Source organism: Enterobacter sichuanensis (genome assembly GCF_009036245.1).
Classification (GTDB): domain Bacteria; phylum Pseudomonadota; class Gammaproteobacteria; order Enterobacterales; family Enterobacteriaceae; genus Enterobacter; species Enterobacter sichuanensis.
This window is the reverse complement of record NZ_CP027986.1, coordinates 4239860-4261206: the sequence shown is the minus strand read 5'-3', so window position 1 is coordinate 4261206 and position 21347 is coordinate 4239860. Positions and strand designations below refer to the sequence as shown.

The following is a 21347-nucleotide window of genomic DNA, read 5'->3' as shown; positions in this document are numbered from 1 at the left end:
TTCTCAACATCACTCTTTGATTAGCTTAGCGTAAAAGAAGCCATCACCCTCTTCTGCACCTGGCAGGTTCTGCTGACCCGGAGATTCAGATGTTCCCGTATCGCGCAGTGCCGCGTCCGGGGTACGTTTGAGGAAAGCCGCGATTTGCTGACTGTTTTCTTCCGGAAGTATCGAGCAGGTTGCATACACCAGCGTACCGCCAGGTTTAAGATGCGGCCAGATGGCGTCGAGAATATCGGACTGCAGCTGGGCAAGTTCCTTGATGTCTCGGTCGCGGCGTAACCACTTGATGTCCGGATGACGACGAATTACGCCGGTCGCAGAGCAGGGGGCATCCAGTAAAATGCGATCGAATTGTGTTTCACCACACCATTCTGCCGGTTTACGTCCATCGCCTTGCTTAACCTGTGCCTTTATGCCCAGACGCTTAAGGTTGTCATAGACGCGTGAAAGACGCTGTTCATCAACATCTACCGCCATGACGCTGGCCTGCGGAGCCACTTCAAGAATATGCGTCGTTTTGCCCCCAGGTGCAGCGCACAAATCGAGGATCTGCTCACCATTTTTGGGTTCAAGCCAGGTCATGCAGCCCTGAGCTGAGGCATCCTGTACCGTTACCCAGCCCTTATCAAAGCCGGGTAATGCATGTACCGGAGCAGGGGACGCTAAACGCACCGCATCAGGATAAGCATCATGGGTAAAGCCGCTCATCCCTGCCTCTTCCAGCAAAGCCAGCCAGGCATCGCGAGAATGATGGTTACGATTCACGCGTAGCCACATCGGCGGACGTTCATTATTGGCTTCGACAATATTTTGCCACTGTTGTGGCCAGGCTTTTTTCAGGCGTTTCAGCAGCCATTCCGGGTGCAGGAAACGCGTTTCGCTCTGCGCAAATTCCGCCAGCAGTTCGTCCTGCTGTCGCTGGAATTGACGCAGTACGCCGTTGATCAGCCCTTTCAGCTGAGGACGTTTAATTGTAACGGCACCTTCCACCGTCTCTGCCAGCGCGGCATGAGGTGGGATACGGGTATGAAGGAGCTGATAAAAGCCCACCATAATCAAATAATGTACGGTACGCTGCTTGCCTGTCATTGGGCGTGACATCAGCTTATTAATCAACCACTCAAGTTGAGAGAGTGTGCGCAGGACGCCAAAGCAGAGCTCCTGAAGCAGAGCTTTGTCTTTATCAGAGACTTTTTGTTGCAGTGGAGGCAGGACATTACTCAATGACTGGCCCTGCTCGATAACCTGCTCAACGGCCTGAGCCGCCATACTGCGTAGATTTTGTTTTTTCATAACCGTAGAAATAAAAATGCCCGGAAACACCGGGCCTTAAGAAGAAGTTTGTTCAGGCAAGGCGATTGCCCGGAATAAACCATTCGCGACGGGAATTTAACAGATCCTGAGCGCTCATGGCTTTCTTACCGGCCGGCTGTAGCGATTCAAGATTCAGGATCCCTTGCGCAGTCGCCACCTGGATACCGTTCTTGCTGGCATCAATAATCGTACCGGGTTCAGCGGTGGTATTACCGTTAATGACGGAGGCTTTCCAGACTTTTACCGGCTGCCCATCAATCTCCATCCAGCTCATCGGCCACGGATTAAAAGCGCGAATGCAGCGTTCAAGTTGAGCGGCAGAGAGCGACCAGTCGAGCCGTGCTTCTTCTTTGCTCAGCTTTTCGGCATACGTCACCTGCGCCTCATCCTGAACTTCCGGTTTTGCCGTGGTGTCAGCAAGCTGCTGGAGCGTCTCGATAAGGCCTTGCGGACCGAGCTCTGCCAGCTTGTCATACAGTGTGCCGCTGGTATCGTCTGCTGTAATAGGGCAGGCCAGTTTATACAGCATATCGCCAGTGTCTAAACCTACATCCATCTTCATGATGGTGACGCCCGTTTCAGCATCACCCGCCCACAGAGCGCGCTGGATAGGTGCAGCACCACGCCAGCGCGGGAGCAGGGAACCATGCACGTTGATGCAACCCAGGCGAGGCATATCAAGCACAGCTTTTGGCAGAATTAAACCGTAAGCCACCACCACCATCACGTCGGCATTCAGGTCAGCAACAAGCTGCTGATTTTCCTGTGGGCGTAACGATGCGGGCTGGAAAACGGGAAGCCCATGCTCTTCTGCCAGTACCTTTACCGGGCTCGGCATCAGTTTTTTACCGCGACCTGCCGGACGGTCCGGCTGGGTAAAGACGCCAACAATCTGGTGACCAGAAGATAACAGCGCGTCAAGATGACGCGCTGCAAAGTCAGGGGTTCCCGCGAAGATAATGCGTAGTGTTTTAGACACGGTGATCCTTGTATCCGGGGGGATGTTATGCGCGAGAGCGCAAACGATCCAGTTTCTCTACTTTCTGACGAATACGCTGCTGTTTCAGCGGCGAGAGGTAATCGATAAACAGTTTACCGACCAGGTGATCCATCTCATGCTGAATACAAATCGCCAGCAGATCGTCTGCTTCCAGTTCGAACGGATTGCCATCGCGATCCAGTGCGCGAATTTTCACTTTTTCGGCACGAGGGACTAAAGCACGCTGTTCGGGAATGGACAGACAACCTTCCTCAATACCTGTCTCGCCGCTCTTTTCAAGCAGCTCTGGGTTGATCAGCACCAGACGACCATCGCGATTCTCAGAAACGTCGATCACGATAATACGCTTGTGAATGTTCACCTGCGTTGCCGCCAGACCAATGCCTTCTTCGGCGTACATGGTATCGAACATATCATCAACGATACGCTGGATTTCTGCATTCACTTCTTTGACCGGTTCAGCGACGATGCGAAGGCGCTCGTCCGGAATATGTAACACTTGCAAAACTGCCATAAATTTCCAGAGTCGTGTTCAGGAGTTGATAAGAATACTCTCTCTATTCTAGACAAATCCCCCATCGATTGACAGCATCAGTGACCAATCGCAATGATTGCGCAGGCCGCTTATGGCAGGGGAAAGGATGACGTCTACTGAAATATGGCTACGGCTAATACACACAGCTTCTCTGTATGGCGATGTCATGCTTGAAGCGGCTTCACAACTGCAGCAGCAGGAGAGGATCGATACGCTCGTTGTCAGAAAGGCCGGGCTGACAGCAAGGCAGGCTGAACGGTTCTTTGCGCCAGAGGAGAGTGAGCTGGAGCGTAGCCTGAGGTGGCTTGAGCAGCCGGGACATCATTTATTGACGGCCAGTCATCCACTTTATCCCCCTTTGCTCCGCGCGATCCCTGATTATCCCGGGGCGCTATTCGTGAAAGGCAATCCTGAGACGCTTAATACTGTGCAGCTGGCGGTCGTCGGGAGTCGTGCACCGTCATGGTACGGCGAGCGATGGGGGAAAATCCTGTGCGAACAACTTTCACAAAGCGGGCTAACGATCACCAGCGGGCTGGCCTGCGGGATTGACGGCGTTGCTCACAGCGCAGCGCTGTCAGTAAAAGGTCGAAGTGTTGCCGTGCTGGGAAACGGTCTTTTTAGCATTTATCCGCGCCGGCATCAGGCACTGGCGATGCGGCTTATCGAATCTGACGGCGCGATTGTTTCTGAGTTTCCGCTTTCGGCGCAGCCCAGACCGGCAAACTTTCCGCGTCGTAATCGGATTATCAGCGGGCTGAGTCAGGGCGTGCTGGTGGTTGAAGCGGCACGCCGCAGCGGGTCGCTGGTCACGGCACGCTGCGCGCTTGAACAGGGAAGGGACGTTTTTGCCTTGCCCGGCCCGATAGGTAACCCCGGTTGTGAAGGGCCGCACTGGCTGATTAAACAAGGGGCAACACCGGTAACGGAAGTAGGAGACATTCTTGAAAATTTGCAATATGGCTTGCAATGTCTGCAGGAAGATCCCGAAAAGCGACATTATTCATCAGATCAGGGAAAGGTGGCATTGCCATTTCCCAAGCTCCTGGCTAACGTAGGAGATGAGGTAACACCTGTTGACGTTGTCGCTGAACGTGCCGGCCAACCTGTGCCAGTAACGGTAGCACAGCTACTCGAACTGGAGTTAGCAGGGTGGATCGCAGCTGTACCCGGCGGCTATGTCCGATTAAGGAGGGCATGCCATGTTCGACGTACTGATGTATTTGTTTGAGACTTACATCCATAACGAAGCAGAAATGCGAGTGGATCAGGACAAGTTGACACAGGATCTTACCGATGCGGGGTTTGAGCGGGAAGACATCTATAATGCGTTGATGTGGCTGGAAAAACTGGCTGATTATCAGGAAGGCCTTGCCGAACCGATGCAGCTTGCTTCTGACCCACTGTCCGTACGCATCTATACCGCTGAAGAGTGTGAAAGGCTGGACGCCAGCTGCCGGGGGTTCATTTTATTCCTTGAGCAGATTCAGGTGTTAAACCTCGAAACGAGAGAAATGGTGATAGAGCGCGTCATGGCGCTGGATACGGCAGAATTTGAACTGGAAGATCTCAAGTGGGTGATCCTGATGGTTCTGTTTAATATCCCGGGCTGTGAAAATGCCTATCAGCAAATGGAAGAATTACTCTTTGAAGTGAATGAAGGTATGCTGCACTAATTCAATGCGCAGCACCAAGAGTTGTTATGGCCAAATCAGCACTGTTCACGGTGCATAAAAATGAGCCCTGCCCGCAGTGCGGGGCTGAACTTGTTATTCGGTCCGGGAAACACGGCCCGTTTCTCGGTTGTTCTCACTATCCGGAATGTGATTATGTTCGTCCTCTGAAAAGCCAGGCGGATGGACATATCGTTAAAATTCTGGAGGGTCAGCTTTGCCCTCTCTGCGGTGGTGAGCTTGCGCTCCGTCAGGGGCGTTTCGGCATGTTTATTGGATGTAGCCGTTATCCGGAATGTGAACATACAGAACAAATTGATAAGCCTGATGAAACGGCTATTGCCTGTCCTCAATGCCAGCGCGGACAGCTGGTACAACGTCGTTCTCGCTTTGGTAAGACCTTCCATTCCTGCGATCGCTACCCTGAATGCCAGTTCGTTATCAATTTCAAACCGGTAGCGGGCATCTGCACGTATTGCAATTATCCGCTACTTATCGAGAAGAAAACGGCTCAAGGCATGAAATGCTTCTGCGCCAGTAAACAATGTGGAAAGCCGGTTTCGGCGGATCAAAATAGTGAATAATAACCTGCAATCAGGCTCCATTGCGCATATGGTGGATGTCCTGAAAAACGAAGACGTCATCGCCTATCCAACTGAAGCTGTTTTCGGGGTCGGTTGCGATCCCGACAGCGAGACGGCTGTGAGCCGCCTGCTTACCTTAAAACAAAGACCCGTCGAGAAAGGGCTGATTTTGATCGCTGCGAATTATGAGCAGCTTAAACCCTATATTGATGACTCTATTCTGACGCCGGCGCAGCGCGAGACGATCTTCTCCGCGTGGCCAGGGCCAGTGACCTTTGTCTTCCCGGCGCAGCCGACAACGCCGCGCTGGTTAACCGGACGCTTTGATTCCCTCGCTGTCCGCGTCACTGATCATCCGCTGGTGGTCGAGCTTTGCCTGGCATTTGGTAAACCGCTGGTTTCAACCAGCGCCAACCTGACCGGGTTGCCACCCTGTCGGACAACCGAAGAAGTACTGGCGCAGTTCGGAAATGACTTCCCTGTTGCTGTCGGTGAAACGGGAGGGCGCCTGAATCCGTCCGAAATTCGTGACGCTTTGACCGGCGAACGTTTTCGCCAGGGGTAATCTCATGGAAACCTATGCTGTTTTTGGTAACCCGATTGCACACAGTAAGTCGCCGTGGATCCATCAGCAATTTGCGGAGCAACTGCAGATAGATCATCCCTATGGCCGCGTACTGGCCCCGGTGGATACATTTATTCCAACACTGGAGGCTTTTTTCGCCGCGGGCGGTAAAGGCGCGAATGTGACCGTTCCTTTTAAAGAGGAAGCCTTCGAACGTGCGGATGAGCTGACCGAGCGCGCTTCACTTGCTGGGGCAGTAAATACCCTGAAACGGCTTGAGGATGGGCGCCTTCTGGGTGATAACACTGACGGAATTGGTTTACTAAGCGATCTGGAAAGACTCTCGTTTATCAAACCGGGATTTCGGATCCTGCTGATTGGTGCGGGGGGCGCATCGCGGGGAGTCCTGTTGCCTCTGCTTTCCCTGGACTGTGCGGTGACCATTACCAACAGGACCTTTTCCCGGGCAGAAGCGCTGGCGGCATTGTTTGCACATACCGGTAGCGTGAGTGCGGTAGCGCTTGACGATCTTGCCGATCGTGAGTTCGATCTTATTATCAATGCCACCTCCAGCGGTATCAACGGCGAGATCCCGGCCATCCCCGCTTCGCTGGTAAACGCGCATATGTACTTCTATGACATGTTCTATCAGAAAGGGAAGACGCCTTTCCTGAACTGGTGTGAACAACACGGCGCGAAGCATATCGCCGATGGGCTGGGAATGCTGGTGGGTCAGGCCGCGCATGCGGTGCTGCTCTGGCATGGCGTGTTGCCTGCAGTTGAGCCGGTTATTGAAAAGCTAAAGCAGGAGTTATCGGCGTGAATCAGGCCATTCACTTTCCGGACCGGGAGTTCTGGGATGAGGGTAAACAAGCGGTCTGTTTCCCGGTGCTGGTACAGGGGATGCAACTTACCTGCGCCATTTTGGGGGATACGCTGTTGCGTCGTTTTGGCGGTGCGGACCCGATAGCCGTATTTTGTGAAAATCGCTGGGATCTGGAAGAGGAAGCCAGCGATTTAATCCGCGAACAGCAGGAAGACGATCAGGGCTGGGTTTGGTTGTCCTGATTCAGGTAGTCATTTTTCCATTTTACGTAGTTGTTCGCTGAGTATTTTAATCCTTCGATCTCTGCCTCCTTAAGGGGGCGGATCTGTTTTACCGGGCTTCCCAGATAGAGATAGCCGCTCTCCAGTCGTTTGTTCTGCGGGACAAGGCTACCGGCACCAATCATGACGTCATCTTCTACTATGACGCCATCCAGCAGAATCGATCCCATGCCAACAAGCACCCGATTTCCGACAGTGCAGCCGTGAAGCATCACTTTATGGCCGACGGTAACATCTTCGCCAATGATGAGTGGATTGCCTTCCGGGTTATAAAAGGATTTGTGCGTGACATGCAGAACGCTACCGTCCTGAATATTGGTACGGGCGCCAATAGACACATAGTTTACATCTCCCCTGATGGCGACAAGCGGCCAGATGCTGACGTCGTCGGCCATTCGGACATCACCAATGACCACGCTGCTGGCGTCGATCATCACGCGATCGCCTTTTTGGGGGAACAGATCTTTATAAGGACGTAATACTGCAGGCATATCTACCTCTAAGGATGAGCGCTATACACAATACGGTGATCATATTATGGGATCGAGACAAGGCAAAATGCGTCAATATTTAAACAAATCGGGCGGGATTTCAGCGAAAAGCACGGAAAATCAGCAGTCGAAAAAAAAGATCTAAAAAACACTTGTGCTAAAAATTGGGATCCCTATAATGCGCCTCCATCGACACGGCGGATGTGAATCACTTCACAAACAGCCCGGTCGGTTGAAGAGAAAAAATCCTGAAATAACGGGTTGACTCTGAAAGAGGAAAGCGTAATATACGCCACCTCGCAACGGTGAGCGAAAGCCGCGTTGCAACTGCTCTTTAACAATTTATCAGACAATCTGTGTGGGCACTCAAAGTGACATGGATTCTTAACGTCCTCGGACGAAAAATGAATACCAAGTCTCAACGAGTGAACACGTAATTCATTACGAAGTTTAATTCATTGAGCATCAAACTTTTAAATTGAAGAGTTTGATCATGGCTCAGATTGAACGCTGGCGGCAGGCCTAACACATGCAAGTCGAACGGTAGCACAGAGAGCTTGCTCTCGGGTGACGAGTGGCGGACGGGTGAGTAATGTCTGGGAAACTGCCTGATGGAGGGGGATAACTACTGGAAACGGTAGCTAATACCGCATAACGTCGCAAGACCAAAGAGGGGGACCTTCGGGCCTCTTGCCATCAGATGTGCCCAGATGGGATTAGCTAGTAGGTGGGGTAACGGCTCACCTAGGCGACGATCCCTAGCTGGTCTGAGAGGATGACCAGCCACACTGGAACTGAGACACGGTCCAGACTCCTACGGGAGGCAGCAGTGGGGAATATTGCACAATGGGCGCAAGCCTGATGCAGCCATGCCGCGTGTATGAAGAAGGCCTTCGGGTTGTAAAGTACTTTCAGCGGGGAGGAAGGTGTTGTGGTTAATAACCACAGCAATTGACGTTACCCGCAGAAGAAGCACCGGCTAACTCCGTGCCAGCAGCCGCGGTAATACGGAGGGTGCAAGCGTTAATCGGAATTACTGGGCGTAAAGCGCACGCAGGCGGTCTGTCAAGTCGGATGTGAAATCCCCGGGCTCAACCTGGGAACTGCATTCGAAACTGGCAGGCTAGAGTCTTGTAGAGGGGGGTAGAATTCCAGGTGTAGCGGTGAAATGCGTAGAGATCTGGAGGAATACCGGTGGCGAAGGCGGCCCCCTGGACAAAGACTGACGCTCAGGTGCGAAAGCGTGGGGAGCAAACAGGATTAGATACCCTGGTAGTCCACGCCGTAAACGATGTCGACTTGGAGGTTGTGCCCTTGAGGCGTGGCTTCCGGAGCTAACGCGTTAAGTCGACCGCCTGGGGAGTACGGCCGCAAGGTTAAAACTCAAATGAATTGACGGGGGCCCGCACAAGCGGTGGAGCATGTGGTTTAATTCGATGCAACGCGAAGAACCTTACCTACTCTTGACATCCAGAGAACTTTCCAGAGATGGATTGGTGCCTTCGGGAACTCTGAGACAGGTGCTGCATGGCTGTCGTCAGCTCGTGTTGTGAAATGTTGGGTTAAGTCCCGCAACGAGCGCAACCCTTATCCTTTGTTGCCAGCGGTTAGGCCGGGAACTCAAAGGAGACTGCCAGTGATAAACTGGAGGAAGGTGGGGATGACGTCAAGTCATCATGGCCCTTACGAGTAGGGCTACACACGTGCTACAATGGCGCATACAAAGAGAAGCGACCTCGCGAGAGCAAGCGGACCTCATAAAGTGCGTCGTAGTCCGGATTGGAGTCTGCAACTCGACTCCATGAAGTCGGAATCGCTAGTAATCGTAGATCAGAATGCTACGGTGAATACGTTCCCGGGCCTTGTACACACCGCCCGTCACACCATGGGAGTGGGTTGCAAAAGAAGTAGGTAGCTTAACCTTCGGGAGGGCGCTTACCACTTTGTGATTCATGACTGGGGTGAAGTCGTAACAAGGTAACCGTAGGGGAACCTGCGGTTGGATCACCTCCTTACCTTAAAGAACCTGCCTTTGTAGTGCTCACACAGATTGTCTGATGAAAAGTAAAAAGCAAGGCGTCTTGCGATTGAGACTGACACGTCCCCTTCGTCTAGAGGCCCAGGACACCGCCCTTTCACGGCGGTAACAGGGGTTCGAATCCCCTAGGGGACGCCACTTGCTGGTTCGTGAGTGAAAGTCACCTGCCGTCATATCTCAAAACTGACTTACGAGTCATGTTTGAGATATTTGCTCTTTAAAAATCTGGATCAAGCTGAAAATTGAAACGACACACATGTTATGTGTGTTCGAGTCTCTCAAATTTTCGCAATCAGAAGTGAAACATCTTCGGGTTGTGAGGTTAAGCGACTAAGCGTACACGGTGGATGCCCTGGCAGTCAGAGGCGATGAAGGACGTGCTAATCTGCGAAAAGCGCCGGCGAGGTGATATGAACCTTTGACCCGGCGATGTCCGAATGGGGAAACCCAGTGTGTTCCGACACACTATCGTTAACTGAATACATAGGTTAACGAGGCGAACCGGGGGAACTGAAACATCTAAGTACCCCGAGGAAAAGAAATCAACCGAGATTCCCCAGTAGCGGCGAGCGAACGGGGAGCAGCCCAGAGTCTGAATCAGCTTGTGTGTTAGTGGAACGGTCTGGAAAGTCCGACGGTACAGGGTGATAGTCCCGTACACGAAAACACACAGGCTGTGAACTCGAAGAGTAGGGCGGGACACGTGGTATCCTGTCTGAATATGGGGGGACCATCCTCCAAGGCTAAATACTCCTGACTGACCGATAGTGAACCAGTACCGTGAGGGAAAGGCGAAAAGAACCCCGGCGAGGGGAGTGAAAAAGAACCTGAAACCGTGTACGTACAAGCAGTGGGAGCACCTTCGGGTGTGACTGCGTACCTTTTGTATAATGGGTCAGCGACTTATATTCTGTAGCAAGGTTAACCGTATAGGGGAGCCGAAGGGAAACCGAGTCTTAACTGGGCGTTAAGTTGCAGGGTATAGACCCGAAACCCGGTGATCTAGCCATGGGCAGGTTGAAGGTTGGGTAACACTAACTGGAGGACCGAACCGACTAATGTTGAAAAATTAGCGGATGACTTGTGGCTGGGGGTGAAAGGCCAATCAAACCGGGAGATAGCTGGTTCTCCCCGAAAGCTATTTAGGTAGCGCCTCGTGAACTCATCTTCGGGGGTAGAGCACTGTTTCGGCTAGGGGGCCATCCCGGCTTACCAACCCGATGCAAACTACGAATACCGAAGAATGTTATCACGGGAGACACACGGCGGGTGCTAACGTCCGTCGTGAAGAGGGAAACAACCCAGACCGCCAGCTAAGGTCCCAAAGTCATGGTTAAGTGGGAAACGATGTGGGAAGGCACAGACAGCCAGGATGTTGGCTTAGAAGCAGCCATCATTTAAAGAAAGCGTAATAGCTCACTGGTCGAGTCGGCCTGCGCGGAAGATGTAACGGGGCTAAACCATGCACCGAAGCTGCGGCAGCGACACTATGTGTTGTTGGGTAGGGGAGCGTTCTGTAAGCCGTTGAAGGTGGCCTGTGAGGGTTGCTGGAGGTATCAGAAGTGCGAATGCTGACATAAGTAACGATAAAGCGGGTGAAAAGCCCGCTCGCCGGAAGACCAAGGGTTCCTGTCCAACGTTAATCGGGGCAGGGTGAGTCGACCCCTAAGGCGAGGCCGAAAGGCGTAGTCGATGGGAAACAGGTTAATATTCCTGTACTTGGTGTTACTGCGAAGGGGGGACGGAGAAGGCTATGTTAGCCGGGCGACGGTTGTCCCGGTTTAAGCATGTAGGCGGAGGTTCCAGGTAAATCCGGTACCTTTTAACGCTGAGGTGTGATGACGAGGCACTACGGTGCTGAAGTAACAAATGCCCTGCTTCCAGGAAAAGCCTCTAAGCATCAGGTAACATCAAATCGTACCCCAAACCGACACAGGTGGTCAGGTAGAGAATACCAAGGCGCTTGAGAGAACTCGGGTGAAGGAACTAGGCAAAATGGTGCCGTAACTTCGGGAGAAGGCACGCTGATATGTAGGTGAAGCCCCTGCGGGTGGAGCTGAAATCAGTCGAAGATACCAGCTGGCTGCAACTGTTTATTAAAAACACAGCACTGTGCAAACACGAAAGTGGACGTATACGGTGTGACGCCTGCCCGGTGCCGGAAGGTTAATTGATGGGGTTAGCGGCAACGCGAAGCTCTTGATCGAAGCCCCGGTAAACGGCGGCCGTAACTATAACGGTCCTAAGGTAGCGAAATTCCTTGTCGGGTAAGTTCCGACCTGCACGAATGGCGTAATGATGGCCAGGCTGTCTCCACCCGAGACTCAGTGAAATTGAACTCGCTGTGAAGATGCAGTGTACCCGCGGCAAGACGGAAAGACCCCGTGAACCTTTACTATAGCTTGACACTGAACACTGGTCCTTGATGTGTAGGATAGGTGGGAGGCTTTGAAGTGTGGACGCCAGTCTGCATGGAGCCGTCCTTGAAATACCACCCTTTAATGGCTGGTGTTCTAACGTAGACCCGTAATCCGGGTTGCGGACAGTGTCTGGTGGGTAGTTTGACTGGGGCGGTCTCCTCCCAAAGAGTAACGGAGGAGCACGAAGGTTAGCTAATCCTGGTCGGACATCAGGAGGTTAGTGCAATGGCATAAGCTAGCTTGACTGCGAGAGTGACGGCTCGAGCAGGTGCGAAAGCAGGTCATAGTGATCCGGTGGTTCTGAATGGAAGGGCCATCGCTCAACGGATAAAAGGTACTCCGGGGATAACAGGCTGATACCGCCCAAGAGTTCATATCGACGGCGGTGTTTGGCACCTCGATGTCGGCTCATCACATCCTGGGGCTGAAGTAGGTCCCAAGGGTATGGCTGTTCGCCATTTAAAGTGGTACGCGAGCTGGGTTTAGAACGTCGTGAGACAGTTCGGTCCCTATCTGCCGTGGGCGCTGGAGAATTGAGGGGGGCTGCTCCTAGTACGAGAGGACCGGAGTGGACGCATCACTGGTGTTCGGGTTGTCATGCCAATGGCACTGCCCGGTAGCTAAATGCGGAAGAGATAAGTGCTGAAAGCATCTAAGCACGAAACTTGCCCCGAGATGAGTTCTCCCTGAGACTTTAAGTCTCCTGAAGGAACGTTGAAGACGACGACGTTGATAGGTCGGGTGTGTAAGCGCAGCGATGCGTTGAGCTAACCGATACTAATGAACCGTGAGGCTTAACCTTACAACGCCGAAGATGTTTTGGCGAAGAGACGACACAAGTTTCAGCTTTGATACAGATTAAACAGAATTTGCCTGGCGGCTTTAGCGCGGTGGTCCCACCTGACCCCATGCCGAACTCAGAAGTGAAACGCCGTAGCGCCGATGGTAGTGTGGGGTCTCCCCATGTGAGAGTAGGGAACTGCCAGGCATCAAATTTAGCGTGCTGATATGGCTCAGTTGGTAGAGCGCACCCTTGGTAAGGGTGAGGTCCCCAGTTCGACTCTGGGTATCAGCACCACTTTATACTTAGGTTAAAGTTCGGCAAGAAGTAAAAGAATTTGTCTGGCGGCTTTAGCGCGGTGGTCCCACCTGACCCCATGCCGAACTCAGAAGTGAAACGCCGTAGCGCCGATGGTAGTGTGGGGTCTCCCCATGTGAGAGTAGGGAACTGCCAGACATCAAACAAGTGAAAAGGCCATCCGAAAGGATGGCCTTTTTGCGTTATGATTGCCGTGAAAACCGTAGGCCCGGCAGGCAACGCGCCTCCGGGCAAGACAGCAGATTAATGAATCACCTGCGACAGGAAGGCTCGCGTGCGTTCTGACTTAGGATGGGCAAAGAACTCATCCGGCGGCGCCTGCTCAACAATCTCTCCGCGATCCATAAAAATCACCCGGTCGGCCACGGTTCTCGCGAATCCCATTTCATGTGTTACACACAGCATGGTCATGCCGGATTGTGCCAGCCCAATCATGGTATCCAGCACCTCTTTCACCATCTCAGGATCCAGGGCTGACGTCGGTTCATCAAACAGCATAATTTTCGGCTTCATACAAAGCGAGCGGGCGATAGCCACGCGCTGCTGTTGGCCACCCGATATCTGACCAGGAAATTTATTGGCATGCTCTGCAATACGTACGCGTTCAAGGTAGTGCATTGCCAGCGCCTCCGCTTCCTTTTTCGGCATCTTTCGTACCCAAATTGGCGCAAGCGTACAGTTCTGCAGAACGGTCAGGTGTGGAAAAAGATTAAAGTGCTGGAATACCATTCCCACTTCCTGACGCACGCGTTCAATGTTGCGGATATCTTCATTCAGCTCGATACCATCAACCACAATGCGTCCTTGCTGATGTTCTTCAAGATGGTTAATACAGCGAATGGTTGTGGATTTCCCGGAGCCGGAAGGGCCGCAAAGAACGATGCGTTCCCCCTGCTTTACCTTGAGATTAATGTCTTTCAGGACATGGAACTGTCCGTACCATTTATTCACATTTTCCAGCGTAATCATCGCGTCGGCGGGTGTCATAGTTATTTGGCTCATAATTTCCTCAGTGCGGTGTACGCCCGGTGTTAAAGCGCTTTTCCAGATGCTGGCTGTAGCGCGACATGCTAAAACAAAAGATCCAGTAGATAAGGGCTGCAAAGACATATCCTTCTGTGGACATGCCCAGCCAGACAGGGTCCACGGTGGCCTGTTGCACGCTGCTAAAGAGATCGAACAACCCGATGATGATCACCAGGCTGGTATCTTTGAAGAGGGCAATGATTGTGTTGACCAGTCCCGGGATAACCAGCTTGAGAGCTTGTGGAAGAATGACCAGTCCCTGCGTTTTCCAGTAACCGAGCGCCAGTGATTCCGCTGCTTCGTACTGGCCTTTAGGTAACGCCTGCAGCCCACCTCGTACAACTTCAGCAACATAGGCTGACTGGAAGAGAATCACCCCGACCAGCGCACGGATCAGTTTGTCTATCGTGGTGCCTTCTGCCATAAACAGCGGCAGCATGACCGAAGACATAAACAGAACGGTGATAAGCGGCACGCCGCGCCAGAACTCAATGAAGATAACGGAGAGCACGCGTACGATCGGCATTTTTGAACGCCGTCCCAGGGCAAGTAAAATCCCCCACGGCAGTGCGCCGGCTATCCCCACCGAAGCGATAATCAGCGTCAGCGTCAGTCCGCCCCACTGGCGTGTTTCTACGCGTTCCAGCCCCAGGAAACCGCCATACAGCAGTATCCAGACAATGATGGGATAAACCACCGCCCAGCCGGCAATGTAGCGTCCACGATGAGGCAGCTTTTTCCAGAACATGACCGCGACAGAGAGCAGGCCGATGACCAGCGCCAGATTTATCCGCCAGCGCTGTTCATGTGGATACAATCCATACATGAACTGACCGAAACGCTCATGAATAAATACCCAGCAAGCGCCAGCTTTGGTGCAGTCTGCCCGGGTGGTACCGACCCAGTTAGCCTGTAAAAATGCCCAGTTCAGCAGAGGCGGGATCAATTCCCACATTAGCCACATACAGACGATCGTCAGCAGGCTATTACTCCAGCTGGAGAACAGATTCTTACGCGCCCACAGAATGAAGCGTCCACCTGTCGAATTGGCAGGGCGCGAGGCTTGCGACAGTATCGCTTTTGTCATCATAGATCCTTAGCGCTCGACCAGTGCTATACGACGGTTATAAAGGTTCATCAGCAATGAAATCACCAGGCTGATGATCAGATAGACAGACATGGTGATCGCGATGGTTTCAATGGCTTGTCCGGTCTGGTTAAGCACGGTTCCGGCGAAGAGTGACACCATATCGGGGTAGCCTATGGCTGCGGCCAGCGACGAGTTTTTGACAATGTTCAGATACTGGCTGGTCAGGGGAGGAATAATGACCCGTAAAGCCTGAGGAATGATGACCTGGCGAAGCGTCACGGTATGGGGCAAACCCAGAGAGCGTGCCGCCTCGTGCTGTCCGTGAGGTACGGCCTGGATCCCTGCTCGGATAATCTCAGCGATAAACGCGGACGTATAAATCGACAGCGCCAGCGTCAGTGCTGCCAGCTCAGGAATTAATACCATCCCGCCCTGAAAGTTAAAGCCACGCAGATGCGGAATATCCCAGTGTAGCGCTGCTCCGAACAGCCAGTGTGCCAGCAGCGGCAGGCAAACAATCAGGACGGCCGCCGTGGGCCAGGTTCTGCGAAGCTGCCCGGTTTTGATCTGATGCTTGCGATTAAAACGGAATACTCCGGCTGAGAGAACAAGCGCTATCACAATTGCGGCGATGAACGCATACAGCCCTTCTCCTTGCAGAGGAGAAGGAATGGACAACCCTCGGTTACTGAGGAAAAACAACTCAAACGCGTCGACGGCCTGACGCGGACCCGGAAGGTTACGCAGTACGGCGAAATACCAGAAGAAGATCTGCAGCAGTGGTGGGATATTACGGAACGTCTCGATATAAACAGTTGACAGTTTCCGCAGGAGCCAGTTTTCAGAAAGACGCGCCAGGCCGATAAAGAACCCCAGTATCGATGCGAAGACGATACACAGCGCCGAGACCAACAGCGTATTCAATAAACCGACGACGAACACGCGTCCGTAGGTGTCTCCTTCCTGGTAATCAATAAGGTGCTGAACAATGCCAAACCCTGCGCTGCGATCCAAAAACGCAAAACCGGAGGTAATGCCGCGGTTATTCAGGTTGGTGATTGTGTTATGGATGAGATACACGGCGATGAGAACAACCGCAACGATAGCAATAATCTGGAATAGCCAGGCGCGGACCGCGGGATGAGAAAAGGATAGCGATCCTTTTACGGCTGAGCGGCGATGGGACATAAAGAAACCTCAATAACCATGACTCTGGAGTGGGCACCGCCTGAGCAGTGCCCGTTACAGCTATGACTTAACGTACTGGTGGCGCGTACTGAATACCGCCGTTATTCCAGAGATTGTTCTGGCCGCGTTTGATCTTCAGCGGGCTATCCGATCCCACATTGCGCTCAAAGATCTCAGAGTAGTTGCCCACCTGTTTGATGATGTTGTAAGCCCACTTGTTATCCAGCTTCAGATCTTTACCGAAATCACCCTCTTTACCGAGCAGGTGCGCCATATCCGGGTTGGATGGATTCGCGGCTTTCTCATCCACGTTTTTCGAGCTGATGCCCATCTCTTCTGCGTTCAGCATGGCGAACAATGTCCAGCGAACAATGGAGAACCAGTCTTCATCGCCACGGCGTACCACGGGTCCGAGAGGTTCTTTTGAGATCACTTCAGGCAGGACAATCCACTCAGCCGGGTTGCTCAGCTTAATACGTAAGGCATACAGCTGTGACTGGTCAGAAGCCAGGGTGTCACAACGACCGGACTCCAGCGCTTTAGCCGATTCATCCGAGCGGTCAAATGTCACAGGGGTGTACTTCATGTTATTTGCTTTGAAATAGTCTGCGACGTTCAGCTCGGTATCAGTACCAGCCTGGATACAGACGGTGGCACCATCCAGTTCTTTCGCGCTTTTCAGGCCCGCTTTGTTATGGGTCAGGAAGCCGATGCCGTCATAATAGGTCACGCCGGTAAATGACATTCCCATACCCGCGTCGCGGGAGGAGGTCCAGGTGGTATTACGGGAGAGCATGTCTACCTCGCCGGACTGCAGCGCCGTAAAGCGCTCTTTCGCCGTCAGCGGGGTATATTTTACTTTGCTGTCATCACCAAAAACGGCAGCAGCGACGCCACGGCAGACATCCACATCAATACCGGTAAATTTGCCGTTCGCATCGGCATAGGAGAAGCCAGGCAAACCGTCACTGATACCACATTGAACAAAACCTTTCTTTTTAACGGCATCCAGTGTCGTTCCCGCATGGGCTTGACCGGCTACGGCAAACAACATGCCTGCAGCGGCCAGGCTGGCTATCATCGTCTTTTTCATAATGCATCCTGTGTGGCGAATTTATCGTTATAGAGGCGTTTTAAAAACGCTTTACCTGTCTGTGGCGTTGGCCAACGTTTATAAAGCAAACGTAATGCCAGTTTTGCGTTCGACAAAATAAGTGAGAAGTGAACGCTTAATGCTGAGTGTAGACAGGCTTAAATAAAACGAGCGCCCCGAAACGGTGCGAAATTACAACCTGTGCCACAAATCGGAGCAAAAGTTTTAACGAGAGTCAGAGGAAATGTAGAGATAGTTTCCAGAGTGAATATTGGCAGGGTATTCAATAGGAATAATGTGTGAAAATCATCACGATAGAATATGAAATTTAAATGAGTATACGGAAAAGTTGTGACTGGCTTCTGGCTGAAATTAATTATGTGAATAAATACGGGGCTATTTTTTTACTTATTTGAAAACACTGCACTCTTTAAAAGCAAAAGCGCGGCCGGAGCCGCGCTTCTGAACAGATGTTATTTGGTCAGGGCAACGATACCCAACGTCAAACCCGCCACAGCGGCTGCACCACCGGCGATAGCACCCGCTGTTTCCCAGTTATCCTGGGTAGTGCCTTTCATACAGGTATTGGTATGAACCAGTCGGCCCTGGTCATCGTAAACCGGTACACATGGAGAGTCGTGCGCGCAACCAGCAAGCAACGCAGCGAGGAGTGCAACGGAAATGAATCTTTTCATGATGTTACCTCAGTATTATTTCTCGTCCGCTATAAAGCCAGGAGGGCAATTAGCGAACTGGAGGTTATTTTACCACCGGGGTAAGACCGTGTTACACGAGGAATAATCTCAATTTATGTCGTTTGTAAAAATCGTGGAGAAAAGTCGGTTTCAGGAAGAATTAATGGAGAAATTATGAAGCTGCAAAAGGCTGTTTTTACTTAATGCAAACCACCCTGGTTTTAACGCTGCTATTTTGTAAAGTCTAATTCGTTGTTTATGTTAAAAATAAAAAGGCACCAAAGGTGCCTTTCAGGAAAACATTACTCTTTATGGCGGGTGAATCGTCGGCGGACAACCACAAAGAAAACGGGCACGAAGAAAATGGCCAGAAGCGTTGCGGAAAGCATCCCTCCCATCACGCCCGTACCCACCGCGTTTTGCGCGCCGCTCCCGGCCCCGGTGCTGATCACCAGCGGCATGACGCCGAGAATAAAGGCCAGGGAGGTCATCAGGATGGGGCGAAGGCGCATCCTTGACGCCTCCAGTGTAGCTTCAATAATACCTTTACCTTCTTTCTCCATCAGGTCTTTGGCAAACTCGACGATCAGGATGGCGTTTTTCGCCGATAAACCAATCGTCGTCAGCAGGCCGACCTGGAAATAGACGTCATTGTTTAACCCGCGCAGCGACGCTGCAAGCAGCGCACCAATGACACCCAGCGGCACCACCAGCATGACTGAGAACGGAATGGACCAGCTTTCATACAGGGCCGCCAGACACAGGAACACCACAATCAGTGAAATGGCGTACAGCGCCGGCGCCTGGTTACCCGAAAGCCGCTCCTGATAAGACATTCCCGTCCAGTCATAGCCGATGCCGGAGGGCAGTTTTGCCGCCAGGCTTTCCATCATCACCATCGCCTCACCGGTACTTTTCCCCGGGGCTGATTCACCGAGGATCTCCATTGATGGCATCCCGTTGTAGCGCTCCAGGCGAGGTGAACCATAGACCCAGTGCGCGTTGCTAAAGGCAGAAAACGGGACCATTTCCCCATTCGCGCTGCGCACGTAAAGGTTGTTAATATCGCCTGGCAGCATACGGAATTTTGCGTCGGCCTGGACGTAGACCTTTTTCACGCGTCCGTGATCGATAAAGTCATTCACATAGGTGCCACCTAACGCCGTCGAGATCGTCTGGTTGACGTCAGAAATACTGACACCCAGCGCCTGTGCTTTCTCCTGATCGACATCCAGCTTGAACTGAGGTGTATCTTCAAGACCGTTAGGACGCACGCGAACCAGCAGATCAGGGTGCTCTTTCACCATGCCGAGCAGTTGGTTACGCGCCTGCGTCAGCTGGGTATGCCCCAGGTTAGCCTGGTCAATCAGCTCAAAGTCGAAGCCCGTGGCGGTACCCAGTTCAATAATTGCAGGCAGGTTAAACGGGAACACGAGACCATCCTTAATCTGACTGAAGGCTTTAGTCGCGCGACCTACAATGGCTTCGACGCCATTTTCCGCCCCCGGGCGCTCCTCCCAGGGCTTCAGGCTGATGAAGGCAATGCCGGAGTTCTGACCCTGGCCGCTAAAGCTAAAGCCATTAACGGTAAAGACGGATTCCACATTCGCCTTCTCTTTGTTCAGATAGTAATCCTGAACCTGGTCGAGGACCTGCTGAGTGCGCGTCTGGGTTGCCCCCGCCGGGAGCTGAACCATCGTCATAAACACCCCCTGATCCTCTTCGGGCAGGAAGGAGGTCGGTAAACGAAGGAAGAGCACCGCCATTCCGCCGACAATAATGACATACACCACCAGATAGCGGCCGGTCTTGCGCAAAATACCGCTCACGCTGTTGCTGTAGTGCTCCACACTTTTATCAAAGCGCGCATTAAACCAGCCGAAGAACCCCCCTTTCTGCGCATGATGGTCGCCGGAGACGGGCTTGAGCAATGTTGCACAGAGTGCGGGCGTCAGGATCAGCGCAACCAGTACGGAGAGCGCCATGGCGGAAACGATCGTCAGTGAGAACTGGCGATAGATTGCCCCCGTTGAACCGCCAAAAAAGGCCATTGGAATAAAGACCGCTGAGAGCACCATGGCGATCCCCACCAGCGCACCCTGGATTTGCCCCATCGATTTCTGCGTGGCCTCTTTCGGCGGCAGCTTGTCTTCTACCATGACGCGTTCAACGTTCTCGACGACCACGATGGCGTCATCCACCAACAGACCTATCGCCAGCACCATGCCGAACATTGTCAGGGTATTGATGGAGAAACCGAACGCCGCCAGAACCGCGAAGGTCCCCAGCAGAACGACCGGAACCGCGATAGTCGGGATGAGTGTCGCCCGCAGGTTTTGCAGGAACAGGTACATGACCAGGAAGACGAGAATAATCGCTTCAAACAGGGTCTTTACCACTTCGTGGATGGAGATTTTCACAAAAGGTGTGGTGTCATAGGGGTAGACAACTTTCAGCCCCTGCGGGAAGAACTGCTGCAGTTGCGCCAGCTTGCTCTTGATGGCTGCCGCCGTGTCCAGCGCATTTGCCCCGGTCGCCAGCTTAATCCCCAGGCCGGTTGCCGCCTGCCCATTGATTTTTGTCACCATGTTGTAGTTTTCGCCGCCCAGCTCAATGCGAGCCACATCCTTCAGATGCACCATCGAGCCATCCTGATTCACTTTGAGCGTGACCCGGCCAAACTCTTCCGGTGATTTCAGGCGGGTTTGCGCGATGATCGAGGCGTTCAGCTGCTGCCCGGGAATAGACGGCGTTCCACCCAACTGGCCTGCCGCTATCTGGTCATTCTGCGTTTTCAGTTGGTTGATAATATCCAGCGGCGTCAGCTGATATTTGTTCATCGCATTGCTGTCGAGCCAGATGCGCATCGCATACTGGGCGCCAAACAGCTGGACGTCGCCGACGCCAGACGTTCGGCTGATGGCATCTTTGACGTTTGAGGCGACATAGTCGGAGATGTCATCCTGCGTGAGATGTTTGTTATCTGAAACAAAACCTGCGACCAGCAGGAAGCTGCTGCTGGACTTCTCAACGCCAATCCCTTGTTGCTGTACCTCTTGCGGCAGGAGCGGCATGGCGAGCTGCAGTTTGTTCTGAACCTGCACCTGGGCGATGTCTGGGTCGGTTCCTGACTCGAAGGTGAGGGTGATCGTGACGTTACCTGCCGAGTCGCTGGTGGAAGACATATACATCAGGTTATCGATACCGTTCATGTTCTGTTCGATAACCTGAGTCACGGTATCCTGCACCGTTTGGGCATCAGCCCCCGGATAGGTTGCGGATATCGCCACCGCAGGAGGCGCAATGGTCGGATACTGTGCGACGGGAAGTTTGAGAATGGCCAGCCCGCCGGCAATCATTAAAATGATGGCAAGTACCCAGGCGAAAACCGGCCGCTGAATAAAGAAATTAGCCATGTTGTCGTCC

At 52.7% G+C, this 21347-nt stretch carries 16 protein-coding genes, 2 tRNA genes and 4 rRNA genes; 12 read left to right on the top strand and 10 right to left on the bottom strand.

Annotation, left to right across the window (positions count from 1 at the left end; translation table 11 throughout):
* Window positions 1-9 precede the first annotated feature (9 nt).
* From rsmB to def, 3 genes are read right to left on the bottom strand one after another with little or no spacing between them, the layout of a single operon-like run.
* Window positions 10-1296 carry a 16S rRNA (cytosine(967)-C(5))-methyltransferase RsmB gene (gene rsmB, locus C1N69_RS20630; RefSeq protein ID WP_155031802.1) on the bottom strand — a complete coding sequence of 429 codons (1287 nt, stop codon included), beginning with the start codon at window positions 1294-1296 and terminating at the stop codon, window positions 10-12.
* Between the two features lie 52 nt (window positions 1297-1348).
* Window positions 1349-2296: a methionyl-tRNA formyltransferase gene (fmt, locus tag C1N69_RS20625; protein WP_045286886.1), complete on the bottom strand. Its 948-nt coding sequence runs from the start codon at window positions 2294-2296 to the stop codon at window positions 1349-1351.
* Window positions 2297-2321: 25 nt separating this feature from the next.
* Window positions 2322-2831 carry a peptide deformylase gene (def, locus tag C1N69_RS20620; RefSeq protein ID WP_025759205.1) on the bottom strand — a complete coding sequence of 170 codons (510 nt, stop codon included), beginning with the start codon at window positions 2829-2831 and terminating at the stop codon, window positions 2322-2324.
* 127 nt (window positions 2832-2958) lie between these two features.
* Between def and dprA the strand changes: the two genes are divergently transcribed.
* From dprA to C1N69_RS20590, 6 genes are read left to right on the top strand one after another with little or no spacing between them, the layout of a single operon-like run.
* Complete coding sequence (dprA, locus tag C1N69_RS20615) at window positions 2959-4083, top strand: DNA-protecting protein DprA (protein WP_047959583.1); 1125 nt, start codon at window positions 2959-2961, stop codon at window positions 4081-4083.
* Complete coding sequence (smg, locus tag C1N69_RS20610) at window positions 4055-4528, top strand: DUF494 family protein Smg (RefSeq protein ID WP_008503477.1); 474 nt, start codon at window positions 4055-4057, stop codon at window positions 4526-4528. Before dprA ends, smg begins: the two co-directional genes overlap by 29 nt.
* A 26-nt stretch (window positions 4529-4554) precedes the next feature.
* Entirely contained in the window at window positions 4555-5109 is a 555-nt protein-coding gene (locus C1N69_RS20605) for a DNA topoisomerase family protein (protein ID WP_025759202.1), read from the top strand.
* A complete protein-coding gene (gene tsaC, locus C1N69_RS20600) occupies window positions 5102-5674 on the top strand; it encodes an L-threonylcarbamoyladenylate synthase type 1 TsaC (protein ID WP_155031801.1) in 573 nt (190 codons plus the stop codon). The genes C1N69_RS20605 and tsaC overlap by 8 nt, the downstream gene beginning before the upstream one ends.
* A 4-nt stretch (window positions 5675-5678) precedes the next feature.
* The gene (gene aroE / locus C1N69_RS20595) at window positions 5679-6497 is read left to right on the top strand and encodes a shikimate dehydrogenase (RefSeq protein WP_094919584.1); all 819 of its coding nucleotides are present in this window, start codon (window positions 5679-5681) and stop codon (window positions 6495-6497) included.
* Complete coding sequence (locus C1N69_RS20590) at window positions 6494-6742, top strand: DUF1488 family protein (RefSeq protein WP_094919583.1); 249 nt, start codon at window positions 6494-6496, stop codon at window positions 6740-6742. Before aroE ends, C1N69_RS20590 begins: the two co-directional genes overlap by 4 nt.
* On the opposite strand, the gene C1N69_RS20585 is transcribed toward C1N69_RS20590, so the two are convergent.
* Window positions 6718-7272 carry a gamma carbonic anhydrase family protein gene (locus tag C1N69_RS20585; protein ID WP_155031800.1) on the bottom strand — a complete coding sequence of 185 codons (555 nt, stop codon included), beginning with the start codon at window positions 7270-7272 and terminating at the stop codon, window positions 6718-6720. The two genes, C1N69_RS20590 and C1N69_RS20585, sit on opposite strands and share 25 nt — an antisense overlap.
* A 475-nt stretch (window positions 7273-7747) precedes the next feature.
* Here C1N69_RS20585 and C1N69_RS20580 point away from each other — a divergent pair.
* The 6 genes from C1N69_RS20580 (at window position 7748) to rrf (C1N69_RS20555) (ending at window position 12967) form a co-directional block, all read left to right on the top strand.
* Window positions 7748-9287, top strand: a 16S ribosomal RNA gene (locus C1N69_RS20580).
* A gap of 85 nt (window positions 9288-9372) precedes the next feature.
* Window positions 9373-9448, top strand: a tRNA-Glu gene (locus C1N69_RS20575).
* A gap of 182 nt (window positions 9449-9630) precedes the next feature.
* Window positions 9631-12532: ribosomal RNA gene (locus C1N69_RS20570) — 23S ribosomal RNA — on the top strand.
* A 70-nt stretch (window positions 12533-12602) separates the two neighbouring features.
* Window positions 12603-12718: ribosomal RNA gene (gene rrf, locus C1N69_RS20565) — 5S ribosomal RNA — on the top strand.
* A 14-nt stretch (window positions 12719-12732) separates the two neighbouring features.
* Window positions 12733-12808: transfer RNA gene (locus C1N69_RS20560), tRNA-Thr, on the top strand.
* A gap of 43 nt (window positions 12809-12851) precedes the next feature.
* Window positions 12852-12967 (top strand): 5S ribosomal RNA (gene rrf, locus C1N69_RS20555).
* The 16S, 23S and 5S rRNA genes sit together here with 2 tRNA genes alongside, the layout of an rRNA operon.
* 105 nt (window positions 12968-13072) lie before the next feature.
* On the opposite strand, the gene C1N69_RS20550 is transcribed toward rrf (C1N69_RS20555), so the two are convergent.
* The 6 genes from C1N69_RS20550 to C1N69_RS20525 all read right to left on the bottom strand — a co-directional run bounded on the left by C1N69_RS20550 (window position 13073) and on the right by C1N69_RS20525 (window position 21337).
* Window positions 13073-13831, bottom strand: a complete 759-nt coding sequence (locus C1N69_RS20550) for an amino acid ABC transporter ATP-binding protein (RefSeq protein WP_014171880.1) — start codon at window positions 13829-13831, stop codon at window positions 13073-13075.
* A 7-nt stretch (window positions 13832-13838) separates the two neighbouring features.
* Entirely contained in the window at window positions 13839-14942 is a 1104-nt protein-coding gene (locus tag C1N69_RS20545; RefSeq protein ID WP_155031951.1) for an amino acid ABC transporter permease, read from the bottom strand.
* A 9-nt stretch (window positions 14943-14951) separates the two neighbouring features.
* The gene (locus C1N69_RS20540; protein WP_047959578.1) at window positions 14952-16133 is read right to left on the bottom strand and encodes an amino acid ABC transporter permease; all 1182 of its coding nucleotides are present in this window, start codon (window positions 16131-16133) and stop codon (window positions 14952-14954) included.
* A 67-nt stretch (window positions 16134-16200) separates the two neighbouring features.
* On the bottom strand, window positions 16201-17226 hold the full coding sequence (locus C1N69_RS20535) for an amino acid ABC transporter substrate-binding protein (RefSeq protein ID WP_094919383.1): 1026 nt from the start codon (window positions 17224-17226) through the stop codon (window positions 16201-16203).
* A gap of 473 nt (window positions 17227-17699) precedes the next feature.
* Window positions 17700-17921, bottom strand: a complete 222-nt coding sequence (locus C1N69_RS20530) for a lipoprotein (protein WP_008502867.1) — start codon at window positions 17919-17921, stop codon at window positions 17700-17702.
* A 302-nt stretch (window positions 17922-18223) separates the two neighbouring features.
* Window positions 18224-21337 (bottom strand): efflux RND transporter permease subunit, encoded by a 3114-nt coding sequence (locus tag C1N69_RS20525; RefSeq protein ID WP_047959576.1) that lies wholly within the window; start codon window positions 21335-21337, stop codon window positions 18224-18226.
* Window positions 21338-21347: the final 10 nt, after the last annotated feature.